The sequence below is a fragment of the Shewanella sp. 5S214 genome, from assembly GCF_041439795.1.
Taxonomy (GTDB): Bacteria; Pseudomonadota; Gammaproteobacteria; order Enterobacterales; family Shewanellaceae; genus Shewanella; species Shewanella vesiculosa.
This window is the reverse complement of sequence record NZ_JBGOOV010000011.1, coordinates 1-14,075: the sequence shown is the minus strand read 5'-3', so window position 1 is coordinate 14,075 and position 14,075 is coordinate 1. Positions and strand designations below refer to the sequence as shown.

The following is a 14,075-nucleotide window of genomic DNA, read 5'->3' as shown; positions in this document are numbered from 1 at the left end:
AATAAGTTAACGCCATGTTACACCAAAAATGACAACGCTGTCATTTAATTTTTAATAAAAAACACTAATAATCAACAAAAATGATATTTACATCATATTTAACAGGAGGTTGTATAACTAAATTGTCTGCTGAATTAGGGGGTAACACGTCGCCAGTGCATATGATACTGACGACGCGGGTGTCTACTGGTTTAACAATTAGTCTACACGCAGAGTTCGGCCTTTTCGCTTACCATTAGCGGCTACTGCTCTAACATCAACAGGGCGTTTCACCGCTACCGCCGAGGTATATACTTGCCAAGGCTTATCACCTTCCCGATATTCTATCTGTAAGCCAGGAAAAGCAATATTCGCACTTAATATGCCGTCGTTAATTACTGCACCAACGGTGGGAACACGATAATTAACACCTGCATTATCTAACTTTGCCAGTTCTTTATTGCCTAGGTGGTTGGCGATTTTTTGCCATTGACGTGCTTGCTGTTGACGCATTGTAGTAGTGAAATGATCTGTTGTTTGGTTATACACAGCCCCTGCGTATTGGTATGGCACTTCCCATTCAGGTTTATACCATGCTCGCTCTGCTAACATTAATAGTCGCGGATAAATCATATACTCAACGGTTTGATCACTGCGTAACGTTTCACTCCATATTTGCCCTTGTATACCGTCAACAGTTTCACCAGCCTTCATTGGGCCAGCAGTTTGCTTGCCTGTATCGTCTAATTGAGGACGGTCATCGGCTTCAAAAGGTTGCCCTTCTATATCGAACCATTGTTCGGCATTAGCGGGTAAGTTACCTGGCATGAAGCAAAAAACATGATGGCTATTCAAGGCTCTAGTTCCCCAATAGTAACCATGTTCCTTTGGGTCTGCTTCATAGGGAAAATCAAAGTAAAGCACTTCAGGGTTGGACAATACCGTCGTCCAACCGTTATTAGCTTGTTGGTGAGCGCGTTGATAGCCTTTATGTGATACGAGATCCCAGACATTACTTTGAGAATGAGCAGGCATGCGGGCTGGATTCGTGTGGCTCATGCCATCACTCCAACCTGCTGGTTGAATACCTTTGTCGGCTAACATATTAGCGACACGTTCAATGAAATAAGCGCCAACATGATTGATATCAGTGACACCGTATTGGTTGCTCGCTATAAACGCTTGGCAAATAGGCGACTCAAGCCAAGCGCCTGCGGTTTCATCTGCACCGATATGATAGGTCTCTAACGGCTGCCCCGCTTGTTCATGTAATTTAGCGATTTCAGTAATCACTTTATCTATGAAACGGTAAGTAGACTCCATACAGACGTTTAATGTGTTGTCGTTGTAATACTGTACCGATGAATACTGTGTTGTATCGTTTGAGTCCGCTAATATGAACTCATTTGCCGCCTGTTTATCCGCTTTTGCCATCATATTTCGATAACGAACCTCCATCGATTTGATCGCTGCGCGTGAATGACCAGGCATGTCCATTGAAGGGATCACTTGAATTTGTCGAGCATTGGCGTACTTAATAATATCAATATAATCCTCTTTGCTATAGAAACCATTCACCTTAGTATCCGAAAAAGGCCCACTGCCTAGCTGTGGTAAAATACAACGAGTTTCAGACAAGTCATGACAACGTTTACTACCAACATCGGTAAGTTCCGGTAAACCGTCAATTTCTAATCGCCATCCTTCATCATCGCCCATATGTAAATGCAGTTTGTTTAATTTATAAGCTGCCATTTGATCTAGCAAATCTAAAATAAACTGCTTACTGTGAAAATTACGAGACACATCAACGTGCATCCCTCGATAAACGTATCGAGGACTATCTTTTATCTGCATAGGGTTAACGGTTAACGAGTCAATATTAAGTAATGAACTTAACGATGAAATACCATAACTAAATCCACTAGCATTAGCGGCTTTAATGATCATATTTTGTTGATTAATAATTAACTCATAGCGATCAGTGCTTTGGTTATTGCCCTGAGATAATCGCTCGAATACTAACGGGACGCCTGCACTCGATTGCCTGACACCAATGCGCTCCAGGCGGGCTAATGCGGCTTGAATATCGTGCAGTTCAAGCTGCACATCGACCAGGTTTTGGCGACTAATATTAATACCTTGATGCAAGGATATCGCCTTGCCATTAGCAACAATAACTTGCGATTTGGGAGTCGGTAGTAATGAATCAACGCTTAAACTGGCATCGGCAGATACCGTATTATTTTGGGTAAACAGTATTTCCGGCTTAGCCCAGACTAATTTGTCTGTTGGGCTACGCTGATACTGTCTTTTAGCATCGGTAAATGCTTGAGCATAAGGTCGAACTTCCATATTGGTTTCAGGGTCTTGCTGTACACGAGTACTATTAATCACTTGCGGGGTCAGCTCTACACCTTGAGCATCGTTAGCCACAATATAGTAATTGGGCATGGCATCAGTTTCAGAGAGTTGCCACAATTCGCCACGAAAACGCAGTGTGTTGGCTTGTCCTGCATGAAAACCAGTAAAAGCGGCAGTAGGGGTTATTCGATGAAGATCACCTTTAATTTGCTCAATCGTAAACTCATCACTTAATACTGCTTGTACAGGTCGCATTTGGCTAAAGTAAATAGCCCAATCAGCTAGCAACATATCGTATGAACTGGTGAAATCAATCTCAGCAATAAAACAACGCTCAGTCGCTTTGGCACCTTCAGCACAGGCTTCGTCGGTTAAATTAGACACTAAGCGATATGTTACGCTCACGTCATCTGCAAATTTGGCTAAATCATCTTGACTCCAAGACTGCAAAGCCATTTCCGACATAGGCGCTGATGATTGTGATGGTGTGCATGCGACTAAGTAGAAAGACATAATTATGGCACTAAACGTCCAAGTTGTTTTCATTGCGTCCTCGTTATCATCTAGAAGTACAGCTAATTTACCGTTATCGGTTTAGCTAACTGACATAATTTTTAGTGTCAATTAGCCTTTATTTAATATCAGGTTACTTGCTTATTACCAGTAAAAAAGCTGGAACATAAATCGCTTAAGATATGCACCAGCCCATACTTTTTTCTTGGGAGAAAGTAAAAAGTATCTTAAGGGATAGTGATGATTCAACCTGAAGTGCCACTATCAAACATGAATGGGAGAGCTACTCCTCATCACGTTAAACTGAAACAACGTTACAACCGCCAATGACAACGCTGTCATGCATAAGTTACCAATTTTAACCAATGAGATCCAGCTTTTTTACATTAGCCGACAAAAACAAACATAATTGTATTAACAACCATATATATCAATGCTTTAATAAAAAACCTGAGCGCCTTGATATACAAAATTCAACTTCGATTTATGACAAACATGCTTGTTACAAATAAGATAAGGCTCTGTACATCGTAAAATCCCCATAAACTCATAATCAAACTAAAGTTATCCGCCGAATTTGTAGATTTGGCCTTTACTCCTGCTGAATATTATTTTTAACTAATGTTTTTGATGTCGGTTAGTGTAGTTCGATAGGGGTTCATTATGCTCAGCAGCACAGATAAAACCAAAATGGCAAGTTTTATTGAGTTTTCTATTTTATGCAGCAGTTTTATTATTCATAACAGTACTCAAAAAATTATAATAAATGACTGTTACAACATTCAGTAAAGCCCATTATTAAGCAATACTATGTTAATGGTACTGCATTTTATCGCAGTCTAGTGACTGCTCAGTTATTTATTGGCATTAATGAATAGTGGCTATTTATCTGATATTTAGGCGGAATGTTGGACTAAGTTATCCATTGTAACTGCATGATAATGAGTATGTGAGTATGTGAGTATGTGCACCGTATCGTCAGTGATTTTAGAACCCGCAACAATGGTAGATATTGAGGTGTTTTTTTAATCCGTTAAGCTGAAGTAACTATTTCGTTTAGAATGATATTAACAGGCATTATCATGCTAACTTAACTAAGTATGTTATCTAAAAATGGCGCCATTTAGGCGCCATTTTTATAATCAGTTGACTAGCGACCTAAGACTTCCATGCGCGCAAGTCGATTAACTTGATTTAACGAGCCGAGATGGCCAAAAATAGGCCCTAAAATGCCACGTTTTTTTAGTTCTAAAAATGCCTCATCGGATAGCTGATTTAATTTTTGCTCGTCAATGAGATACAAGCCGTTAATATTACGTTTCTCGCCTGCAACATCTACGGTTAATGTTTGACTTACGAGTAATCCCTGCTCCGCTAAAAAGCCTAAGATGCCTCTTGTCGCTTGGTCTTGCTCATAATGGCTAATTAACTCTTGCTTACGAGCCTCTAAGAATGGGGTCTCTTTTTCCGCTTCAAATAGCGCTTGGCCTTCGGTAGTGCTGACATCTTTAGACTGCTCACGAATACCAATCCACACTTTGTCTTTTACGTCTGGATTCAACACTAAGCCAAGCGGATAGTCACGGATTACGGCAGGAATATATAACCCTAACCACTTACCGTCTTTTACACTTAGGTTTTGGCCGGGTTTAAGACCGAGCATTGCCACCGATTGAAACTCACCGGTGTCACTATTTTTAACAAATACAATGGGGTACTCTGTCGCAGCACGGCCAATTTCATGTAAGGTCACAGGCACAATATGTTGTTCTGCTATATGTGTGTAATCACTAGAAACTATTTTGAGATCACTGTGTTTAGCTGGGTCGAGTAGAGTAATTTGGTTGGACATCTTGGCTCCTTTGGGTGCGGCTCTGTGCAGGTAATCGCGACGATAGATAAAACGATCACAGGTTGGTTATAACCTGTTTACAATAAATTAGTATTGAAACTACCAAGTTAACCAATTTTTACAAGCACGAATATAACGATTTTGCGCTTTAACTTACCACTTGCTTAAATATCCACCAGCAAATAGATTTGTCATCATATTTTCTGCAGACCATATTGATGTATTTTACTGAGTAACTCTCGGTGAGCAGGTAAATGTTGGCATAACTGTTCGCTGTGCCGTCGAATCCTTGCGGCATGCTGTTTAGCGAGCACTAATGAGGACTCAGACATTATTTTCTTGTATGTCAAAAATTTCATGCCATACAATACATACAGGTAATTTTCTACATTGAACACTTCAAACTTAGAAAATAGGTCTTCACTCAAGGGCACATACTCTTGCCATAACGCCAGTTTGTTACTTAATCCTGCCGGGATAGTCTGTGGGTCGCGATTATCTATCCAAAAATCTGAATCATGACGATCAGAAAGGCAATAATGCATTTTGGCAAACTCAACGACCCGTTCCCATGCATACGACATAGTCTGATTAAATCGCTCGGATAAACTTTCACATTGACGACTATCACTAGGAAAACGACTTGCCAAGTAACCTGCTGCAAAATCCGTTAGCATGATTGATGTTGCCTCTATGGGCTCTAAAAATCCTTGAGCCAATCCTAAAGCGACACAGTTCTTAGCCCAAAACTGTTTACGGTAACCCACTTTCATTGGAATAGTGCGATACGAGTATTGATCTAATTGGCCACTGAGATACCGATTGAGCTTTTGTTCGGCTTGCTCACCATCGAGATGAGCACTTGAATACACTAACCCAACCCCACGGCGATTTGATAAAGCGATATCCCATATCCAACCAGCTTGATGAGCCGTTGCCTTAGTATAAGGGGGAATAATGGCATCAGGTTCAGTTGGCACTTGCACAACAACGGCTTTGTTAACAAATAGCTCCTGAGATTTATCCACAAACGGAACCTTCAGTGCTTTTGCTAATAAGATTGAATCAAAACCACTGCAGTCGATATAAAAATCAAATTCCTGCTCGCCACATTTATCTAAAACCAATGATGCAATACTACCATCGAGGTGCAAACGGGTATCGATCACATTGGCTTTAACATGATTAACCGCAAATTTCTGTTTGGCATTTTCAGCTAACAACAAAGCAAACTTTGCTGCATTTAGATGATAAGCATAACCTTGTACGGCCTGATATTCTGGGGTTGTAATTAATTTAGGGGCAAGGTTTGCTTCGCAAACGTCAAATTGACTGGAGACTAACTGGCTGTAAGCATCACTGGGATTTTGTAGCCATAACGAAGATAGATCATCTCCCATTGGACTCGGAGGGTCAAAAAGGTGATGATAAAAATTATCTCTGCCATGACGATGACTATCAAGCCAATTTTGAAACTTAATCGACTGCTTAAATGTCACATCACAACGGGTAATAAACTCGGTTTCACTGATGCCAAAACTTTGTAATGTTTTACGGATCGTCGGTACGGTTCCTTCACCAACACCAATAGTTGGAATATCAGGGGACTCGATCAAAGTAATAGTAATATTTTGATTAAATAGCGCTTTTGCAAGATGATTGGCCGCCAACCATCCCGCAGTTCCGCCACCAACAATCGCAACTGATTGAATTTTCATATCACCTCTTAATCCAATAAAAAGCCCGGCAAATGCAGGGCTTTTAGTATATGACTCAATTAATCTATTAGATTAGAAACGGAATGCGACACCCACTTTATAGCGAGCTTCACCTTCAAAGCTCCACACTGGGTAGTCTGCTTTAAACTCAGCAATCACTTCAGAGTCTAGTGGTGCAACACCTGTTTGGATGCTGTCTTCTTCGGTTAAGTTAACTGCTTCAAACGTTATATCCATCCAATCTGTCACGCTGTATGTTGTGCTTAAATCAAGTGTGCCATAGTCTTCATGTTGACGGTTACCATAGAAGCCAGGTAATTCACGCATCATGTATTCACTGCGCCAGTTATAGGCCAAGCGGGCTGAAAATGCATCCATCTCATAGTAACCGACTAAGTTAACTGTATGCTTAGACGAATCAGAGAACACACCCACTTGATCAGGATAGTTTTCTGCAGGAGAACCTGCATCTGCATAAGTATAGTTAATAGAGTAACCTAAACCGTTTTCATATGAATCTTGAAGTTGCAATTCAAGACCTTCAATACGACCACCGGTAGCATTGTATTTTTCACTTACCGTCCAGCAGTCATATACACCGACTCCACAAGCACTTTGGCCTTGAGCAGCAAGGTCATTATCGTTAATACCGATTTGTTGGTTTAACTTTTGACGAGTTGAAATGAATGAACTTACATCTTTAATAAAGTAAGTTGCTGCAGCTAAACCTGAGTCGCTGAAATACCACTCTAAACTTAAGTCGGCTTGAGTTGCTTTAAATGGGTCTAATGAAACAGAACCACGGTTAAGCTTCTCGTTACCAGGAGTACCATCGTTTAAACCCGGTAATGTTGACGTAGCAAATAGCTCTGCATAGTTAGGGCGAGACATTACCTGTGATGCAGAAGTACGTAAAATCAGATCTGGAGCTAAATCAAACGCGACGTTTAAGCTTGGTAACACATCACTGTAACTAGCAGAATCTGTTGATGTTGCATCAGCAAACTGACCTGTAGAACTGAGTGCATAGTAGTCAGATTCAATGTCGGTAGAGATATAACGTAAACCAAAGTTACCACGAATGCCTTCAGACTCGAAGTTAGCCATTGCATACACTGATAGGTTTTTCTCGTTCAATGTACCGTAACCAGACTTGTCACGAGTAAAACCGTTAATTGCCGCTTTAGCATCGTTAATCATGTTATCAAAGTTTGGCTTAGGCAAAGTAAAACCAGCACCCGAGCTCATTGTGCCGTCAAAATAATAAGAGGCATCATGAACGGCGATATCACCAACGATTGCTGCATCAGTTTGTTGAGTCACATCGTGGTCAGCATAACGAATACCTGTTTTGATTGACGAAATGGCCCCTAAATCTGTTGGCACTGTCACATCAAACTGAGCATAGGTTTCTTCGTCGGTATTAGGCTGTTTCTTTAATGCCCAACCCGCGCCAGATAATTGGCCATTGTAGTCTTCAGCACTAAAGTTTTTATTAGCAATATCGATGTCAATGATATTGCCCGTTGCATCATAGTGGCCAGCAAAATCTGAAGGCTTACCGATTGAGTTACCGTAGTTAGAGGTTAAACTGGTACCACCATCTGCCTTGGTATTACCGATACTACCTTCAATTTTGAAATTTTCATTATCATAAGCGAAATTGAAATCAAGGGTATCAGAAGTCATTTCAGCTTCTCGAGCCCAAGTTTGGTTCCAAGCGAAAGCATCCACACCAGTATGAGTAATATCTGTACACACACCCGCAGCGTTAGTTTGATTACAAGTGCTAACACCTTGCTGAGTTGGGAATAAGAAAATGGATGTGTTGGCATTATCAGCCTTTAGACTTAAACCTGTGTAGGTTAAGCCAAACTCTAATGCATCATTAGCACGGTATTGCGCGGCAACGTTTAACGCAGTGCGTTCACGGTCTTGTTGGAAGGTAGAAGGAACAATTTCACCCCAACCTAGCAAGGTTTCAATACCATTACGCTGATACTGGGTGTTCGCACCAGCACCAGAGATTAAGAAACCGAAGTTTTCGTTTTCATTTTTCCAGCTATATAGGCCAGATAATTCAGGATCAGTTTCTTCTGAAATCGTGCCATAGTCACCTTTGGCACTTAAAAATACTGTGTTTGACTCTAAGTCTAATGGCTTACGAGTCTTAACGATTACCGTGCCACCGATACCACCTTCAGGTAAATCAGCTTGCGAAGATTTATACACTTCGATACCACTGATCATTTGCGGTGGTAGTAACGAATAGTTAAAACTACGGTCAATGGCTTGCTGATCAAACCAACCAGTAGATGCAACTGAATGTCCGTTTAACAATGTGCTAGTCAATTGGCTCGAGGCACCACGAATAGACACCTGCTGACCTTGACCAAACTGGCGGTTTACTGCAACCCCAGGGATACGACCTAATGACTCACCGACATCGCCATCAGGAAACTTACCAATATCTTCTGCCGTTACTGAATCCACTACAGAATTAGCAAAACGTTTTTCGTTAATTGAAGCTTTCATGGAGGCACGCATCCCACGAACTTCAATTTTTTCAATGTTATCATCAACAGTAATTTCTTCTGCTGCAATAGCACCCACTGACACTATACTGCCAAACAGAATCGCAATTTGAGTAGCAAGTACATTTTTTTTAAAGATAGATGGTCGCATCTTTTTCCCCTTCCATAACTTTATTATCGTTTTTGAGTTCATAACCATTCACTAGGAATGACAACGCTGTCATGTCTGGAGCAAACATTACACAAAAATTAACAATGACGCCACAAAAAAATAACCGTTCCTGCTAATTCATTAATGTTTCTGCTAGATAAACAACCTAAAAAAAATAACAAATCATTAAAAAACATTTATATAGATAGGAAAATGATTTTAGACAGTATGTATTTTTAATTATAATAAATGGCGTAATATGAGTAGAAATGAAATTGAGGATTGCCAATTTATACAAAAACTCGCACTATTAGCAGACAAATAACCCACTTAATGTTGCGGCAATTTGCCTTGTTGAGTGGTGTTTCGCCTGAATGAAGAGTCATTTCTGACATGAAAGTAACGATTAACGACGTCGCAAAATATGCCGGCGTATCGATAAAAACTGTTTCACGGGTGACAAATAAAGAACCCTCAGTAAAACAAGCCACCATTGATAAAGTAAACCAAGCGATAACAGCATTAAATTACCAACCTAATTTAGCAGCAAGAAATTTAGCGAGCACTAGCTCGTATGTTATTGGTTTTATTTACGATAACCCCAATGCGTACTATGTCATTGATATGCAAAACGGTATTTTATCTGCCTGTAAAGACAGAGGATTTGAATTACTTATTCATCCATGTAATGCAAAATCCGAGACCATTTGTGATGAGCTGACCACTATGGTTAAGCATGCTAGATTGGCAGGGTTGGTACTTACACCACCGATGTCCGAAGACCCTAATATTTTGGCAGCCTTAGACCAGATAGGTGCTAATTACGTTAAAATTATTGCAGGTGAAAAGATCATCAATAATAACGGATTGACGGTATTGGTTAATGACCAAAGAGGTGCGGTTGAAATTACTCAACATCTTATTGATTTGGGTCATAAACATATTGCATTTCTTAGTGGTGATTTACAACATGAATCAACAAAAGAGCGATTACTTGGATTTAAGAAAGCGTTAAAAAACAACTTTCTAACTCTAAATACTGATTGGGTGCTTGAAGGGGAATACTCATTCGAGTCCGGTTTAGCTGGTGCAAATAAACTCATTGCTATGGCTAAACGGCCGACTGCAATTGTTGCCTGTAACGATGAGATCGCCGCTGGAGCATTATTCGCAGCGCGATTAGCTGGACTCGATATTCCAACAGAACTATCTATTGTCGGTTTTGAAGATAGCCCATTCTCTCGTCAAACATGGCCTAAATTAACCACAGTCCATCAACCCAATATCGAAATTGCTCAAATTGCGACGCAACTGTTAATTGATAAACGCAAAAATCAAACAACTGAAACGTTCAGATGCTTTACTCCAACACCGGTTATTCGTAACTCAACAACCTCGCCTACATAACACCAGAAAGCCTCTATCAATAGAGGCTTTCTGGTGTTTATCAACATAAACTCGTTTAATGCAACTTAAGTTTAGGACGTTGCCAGCGCAGTAGTTTTTGCGCAATACGATATACCGAAGCCGAGAACCAGCCATATAAACTGGCTAAATGACGCTGATAAAGCGAAATATACATCAAACGCGCAATATGACCTTCAACAAAAAAGTCTCCTGAACGTAGACTGCCCATTAAATTACCCACTGCTGAGAAACGACTAAGTGAAACCAATGAACCATAGTCCTTATACACGAAAGGCTTTTCTGGTTGTTGTTTCATCTTTAAGCAAATATTGGCATAAAGGCAATCGGCCATTTGGGCTGCCGCTTGGGCTCTTGGTGGCACAGGTTTACCTGATGGTAAAATAAGTTGCGCACAGTCACCTAAGGCGTAAATATCATCAATGCCTTTAACATGCATACAATCATCTACATCAATTTGATTACGAGGAGTGATCGGAAGTTGAGTAAAGTGTTCAAAAACTTTCGGACCTTTTACACCTGCTGCCCATACTTTAATGTTGGCTTTGATAGTCTCACCAGTCGCTGTAACGAAACCTTCTTTAGTGACTTCTTTAACCTGCACACCTAAATGCAATTTAACGCCTAACTTTGACAGTACAGTTTGTGCTCTTGTACTGACTTGCTCTGGTAATTGCGGGAGGATTTTGCTTGATGCTTCAATTAAGTTTATGTCTAAATGATCTTTAGAAATATTTTGGTAGCCATACTCTCTTACTGATTCAATAACATGATGAAGTTCAGCTGCAAGCTCAACGCCTGTGGCGCCAGCTCCTACAATACCTATACCTAACTGGTCTTGGGTTTCATTAAGCTGTAATAGTGCATCCATGAGCTTATGATGAAACAGATTAGCACTATCTAAGCTGTCTAAGAAAATACAATGTTTTTCAGCGCCTGGTGTATTAAAGCTATTTGAAACGCCTCCCAATGCTAAAACAAGCGTATCATATTCAATATTGCGCGCAGCAATAATGATCTCACCTTCATCGTTGTACACTGGAGCCAGCTGGATTTGTTTGGTATTCGGATCACATTGATCAATAGCGCCACGAATATACCGGTAACCGTTCTTTAAACCGTGATCTCGATACTGTAGCCCTTCAATTGATTGATCAATGACACCAACTGCCACTTCGTGCAATTTTGGCTTCCAAATGTGAACGGTATTTTTATCTATTAAACTAATATCAACTAACGGGTTTTTACCAAATTTTCGTCCCAATTTTGAAGCCAACGCTAACCCTGCCGCCCCTCCACCTACGATAACAATTCGCTGAACCATACATTACCTCAGAGATACCTTATTCCAACAACTTAACTACAAAAATATACACGTATAAAAAAAGGCCCTATGGGCCTTAAACTGCTTCTTCATTTTCTTCGCCGGTACGAATACGAATAACACGCTCTACATCGGTTACAAAAATTTTACCATCACCAATTTTTCCAGTTCTAGCAGTATCAACGATGACATCGATTGCACGCTCTAAAAGCTCATCTTGAATAACGAGCTCGATTTTTACTTTAGGTAAAAAATCCACCATGTATTCTGCACCACGATAGAGCTCTGTATGACCTTTTTGACGGCCAAAACCTTTAACTTCAGATACTGTCATACCCGTAATGCCAATTTCAGCAAGTGACTCACGCACATCATCAAGTTTAAACGGTTTAATAATCGCTTCGACTTTTTTCATTAAATACTCCTGTCATCGCTAATTTGTTGATTAACCCTACTCGGTATAAGAGATGAGATAAATCGATATAAAGATCGCTTCACGTCTGCAATATAAAACTCACCATTTGTGTTACAACAGGTATTTGCACGCTAATACATGGCAAAGACTGTTTGAAAATTATTGTTATCCTTTGCAGAGGATGATTAAGCATATGTCCTAATTACAGTTTATATGCTTGCTAACGTCATTCAAATATCTTACTTGAAAGCGCTGCCAATTGTCGCGGCTATTTTACGTATTTATGAAAAGATATTTCGCAGCAAATCCACTGTTCATTTTCTATACTAACTTAATCTTGCTGCAGGACGCAGCTGACAACGTTTAAGGATGAACAACGATGAGATTTTCTATTCAAGACAATGGCTTCAGTTTGATTGAAGTTATTATCACCACGCTAGTCGCTTCAATTATGTCATTGATAGCTATCCCCCCATTAAATGACGTGATTGAACAAATCAGAGCCAGAAGTACTATTCAAGTTATTCAACAAACTATTCAATTAGGCCGAAATATGGCCATAAGTTACGGTGCAAGGGTAACGGTTTGCCCTTTAGTTGAAAACGTGTGTTCTGAGGATTGGAGTCTTGGGCTAAGTGTTTTTATTGACCAAGGTGAAAAAAATCAACTTGATGCGAATGACCAACTACTCCAACAGACATCACCGTTTAATGAAAATGATTATATTAGATATAACCGCCCGGCGATCCGCTTTCAACCTGATGGACTTGCCTCTGGCACTAATGGCACATTAACTTACTGCCCTGGAAAGGTTGATAGTGAATATGCAAAAGCGGTTATTGTTAATCAAGCCGGTAGGGTAAGGATATCAAAGAAGAAAAATATAACATGTAAACTTTAGCGAATCGTAAAATGACAAATTTTACACGTAAGAAATTGATTGCGACTGATGTCCGCAAATAGTCAATAAAACACTGTTATTCAGGTTGTGCTTGGTTATACTCTGCTTATATGGCAGAGGACTCTCGCATGAAAAAAATACAATCTGGATTTACCCTAGTAGAATTGATGGTCACTGTTGCAGTTGCTGCAATACTGTTAGCAATTGGAGTTCCTTCGTTAACTAGCCTTTATGAAGGTATTCGAGCAAGAAGCGCTATCAGTACAATTGAATCATCATTTGTATTTGCGCGTAGCCAAGCAGTTAGTTATGGCAGTAGAGTCTCAGTCTGCCCAATGGCATCGACATCATGTGGCAGTGACTGGAGCAAGGGTTTTAGCATATTCATTGATAATGGCACTATTGGCACTATGGATACGACCAATGGTATTGCTGATGTGCTATTACGCAAGGTAGATGCATTTAACAGTAACGATATTATTAAATCAGATTTATCACGATACAGTTTTAACCCTGATGGTATGGTGGCGAATGGCAACAGCGGCACTTTGCGATATTGCCCTAGCACTGCAGACAACAGCTCTTCTGAGGCCATAAGTATGAACTCGTCAGGCAGGATTTCTAAAATGAGTGGTACCGTAACCTGTAGCTAGGGGCTGTTGATCTTTGCTGTACAAATGTTGATCAGCAATACATCGGTAGCCACATTAACATAAACGCCAGTGACACCATACTGGCGTAATTTCTTGCTAGCTTGTCATATCTTATTGATATTGCTCGATAGTGTTTAATTCTTCCAAAAGCATTCTCCACTAAATGTCGATACCGATATAAGCACCAATCGACTTTTTCTTGAGGTGTATTCTTATAGCGGCGCTTTGGAATAACGGATTTCCCGC

10 protein-coding genes are annotated in these 14,075 nt (G+C 40.2%); 3 read left to right on the top strand and 7 right to left on the bottom strand.

Features of this window, described 5'->3' with window-relative positions; translation table 11 throughout:
* Positions 1-198: 198 nt before the first annotated feature.
* From ACED29_RS09215 to ACED29_RS09200, 4 genes are all read right to left on the bottom strand, one after another.
* Positions 199-2,889 carry a family 20 glycosylhydrolase gene (locus ACED29_RS09215; RefSeq protein ID WP_371697516.1) on the bottom strand — a complete coding sequence of 897 codons (2,691 nt, stop codon included), beginning with the start codon at positions 2,887-2,889 and terminating at the stop codon, positions 199-201.
* A 1,117-nt stretch (positions 2,890-4,006) separates the two neighbouring features.
* On the bottom strand, positions 4,007-4,708 hold the full coding sequence (locus tag ACED29_RS09210; protein WP_124017163.1) for a SapC family protein: 702 nt from the start codon (positions 4,706-4,708) through the stop codon (positions 4,007-4,009).
* Between the two features lie 194 nt (positions 4,709-4,902).
* Positions 4,903-6,426 (bottom strand): tryptophan halogenase family protein, encoded by a 1,524-nt coding sequence (locus ACED29_RS09205; RefSeq protein ID WP_371697515.1) that lies wholly within the window; start codon positions 6,424-6,426, stop codon positions 4,903-4,905.
* A 72-nt stretch (positions 6,427-6,498) separates the two neighbouring features.
* A complete protein-coding gene (locus tag ACED29_RS09200) occupies positions 6,499-9,111 on the bottom strand; it encodes a TonB-dependent receptor (protein WP_124017161.1) in 2,613 nt (870 codons plus the stop codon).
* A 393-nt stretch (positions 9,112-9,504) separates the two neighbouring features.
* Between ACED29_RS09200 and ACED29_RS09195 the strand changes: the two genes are divergently transcribed.
* On the top strand, positions 9,505-10,518 hold the full coding sequence (locus ACED29_RS09195; RefSeq protein WP_371697514.1) for a LacI family DNA-binding transcriptional regulator: 1,014 nt from the start codon (positions 9,505-9,507) through the stop codon (positions 10,516-10,518).
* A 55-nt stretch (positions 10,519-10,573) separates the two neighbouring features.
* On the opposite strand, the gene ACED29_RS09190 is transcribed toward ACED29_RS09195, so the two are convergent.
* Both ACED29_RS09190 and glnB read right to left on the bottom strand, forming a co-directional pair.
* Positions 10,574-11,860: an NAD(P)/FAD-dependent oxidoreductase gene (locus tag ACED29_RS09190; RefSeq protein WP_182698351.1), complete on the bottom strand. Its 1,287-nt coding sequence runs from the start codon at positions 11,858-11,860 to the stop codon at positions 10,574-10,576.
* A 76-nt stretch (positions 11,861-11,936) separates the two neighbouring features.
* The gene (gene glnB / locus ACED29_RS09185; protein WP_124017158.1) at positions 11,937-12,275 is read right to left on the bottom strand and encodes a nitrogen regulatory protein P-II; all 339 of its coding nucleotides are present in this window, start codon (positions 12,273-12,275) and stop codon (positions 11,937-11,939) included.
* Between the two features lie 379 nt (positions 12,276-12,654).
* On the opposite strand from glnB, the gene ACED29_RS09180 reads away from it, so the two are divergent.
* Both ACED29_RS09180 and ACED29_RS09175 read left to right on the top strand, forming a co-directional pair.
* Positions 12,655-13,176 carry a GspH/FimT family pseudopilin gene (locus ACED29_RS09180; protein WP_273057705.1) on the top strand — a complete coding sequence of 174 codons (522 nt, stop codon included), beginning with the start codon at positions 12,655-12,657 and terminating at the stop codon, positions 13,174-13,176.
* Between the two features lie 128 nt (positions 13,177-13,304).
* Positions 13,305-13,829 carry a GspH/FimT family pseudopilin gene (locus ACED29_RS09175; RefSeq protein WP_273057704.1) on the top strand — a complete coding sequence of 175 codons (525 nt, stop codon included), beginning with the start codon at positions 13,305-13,307 and terminating at the stop codon, positions 13,827-13,829.
* A 31-nt stretch (positions 13,830-13,860) separates the two neighbouring features.
* On the opposite strand, the gene ACED29_RS09170 is transcribed toward ACED29_RS09175, so the two are convergent.
* Positions 13,861-14,075, bottom strand: a 215-nt coding sequence (locus tag ACED29_RS09170) for a transposase (protein WP_371697513.1), incomplete at its 5' end; no start/stop codon positions are given.

Bases quoted from the DNA above. Each gene is read 5' to 3' on its own strand.
- ACED29_RS09195 (WP_371697514.1), top strand. From the start codon at position 9,505: ATGAAAGTAACGATTAACGACGTCGCAAAATATGCCGGCGTATCGATA.
- ACED29_RS09200 (WP_124017161.1), bottom strand. From the start codon at position 9,111: ATGCGACCATCTATCTTTAAAAAAAATGTACTTGCTACTCAAATTGCG.
- glnB (WP_124017158.1), bottom strand. From the start codon at position 12,275: ATGAAAAAAGTCGAAGCGATTATTAAACCGTTTAAACTTGATGATGTG.
- ACED29_RS09175 (WP_273057704.1), top strand. From the start codon at position 13,305: ATGAAAAAAATACAATCTGGATTTACCCTAGTAGAATTGATGGTCACT.
- ACED29_RS09205 (WP_371697515.1), bottom strand. From the start codon at position 6,426: ATGAAAATTCAATCAGTTGCGATTGTTGGTGGCGGAACTGCGGGATGG.
- ACED29_RS09215 (WP_371697516.1), bottom strand. From the start codon at position 2,889: ATGAAAACAACTTGGACGTTTAGTGCCATAATTATGTCTTTCTACTTA.
- ACED29_RS09210 (WP_124017163.1), bottom strand. From the start codon at position 4,708: ATGTCCAACCAAATTACTCTACTCGACCCAGCTAAACACAGTGATCTC.
- ACED29_RS09180 (WP_273057705.1), top strand. From the start codon at position 12,655: ATGAGATTTTCTATTCAAGACAATGGCTTCAGTTTGATTGAAGTTATT.
- ACED29_RS09190 (WP_182698351.1), bottom strand. From the start codon at position 11,860: ATGGTTCAGCGAATTGTTATCGTAGGTGGAGGGGCGGCAGGGTTAGCG.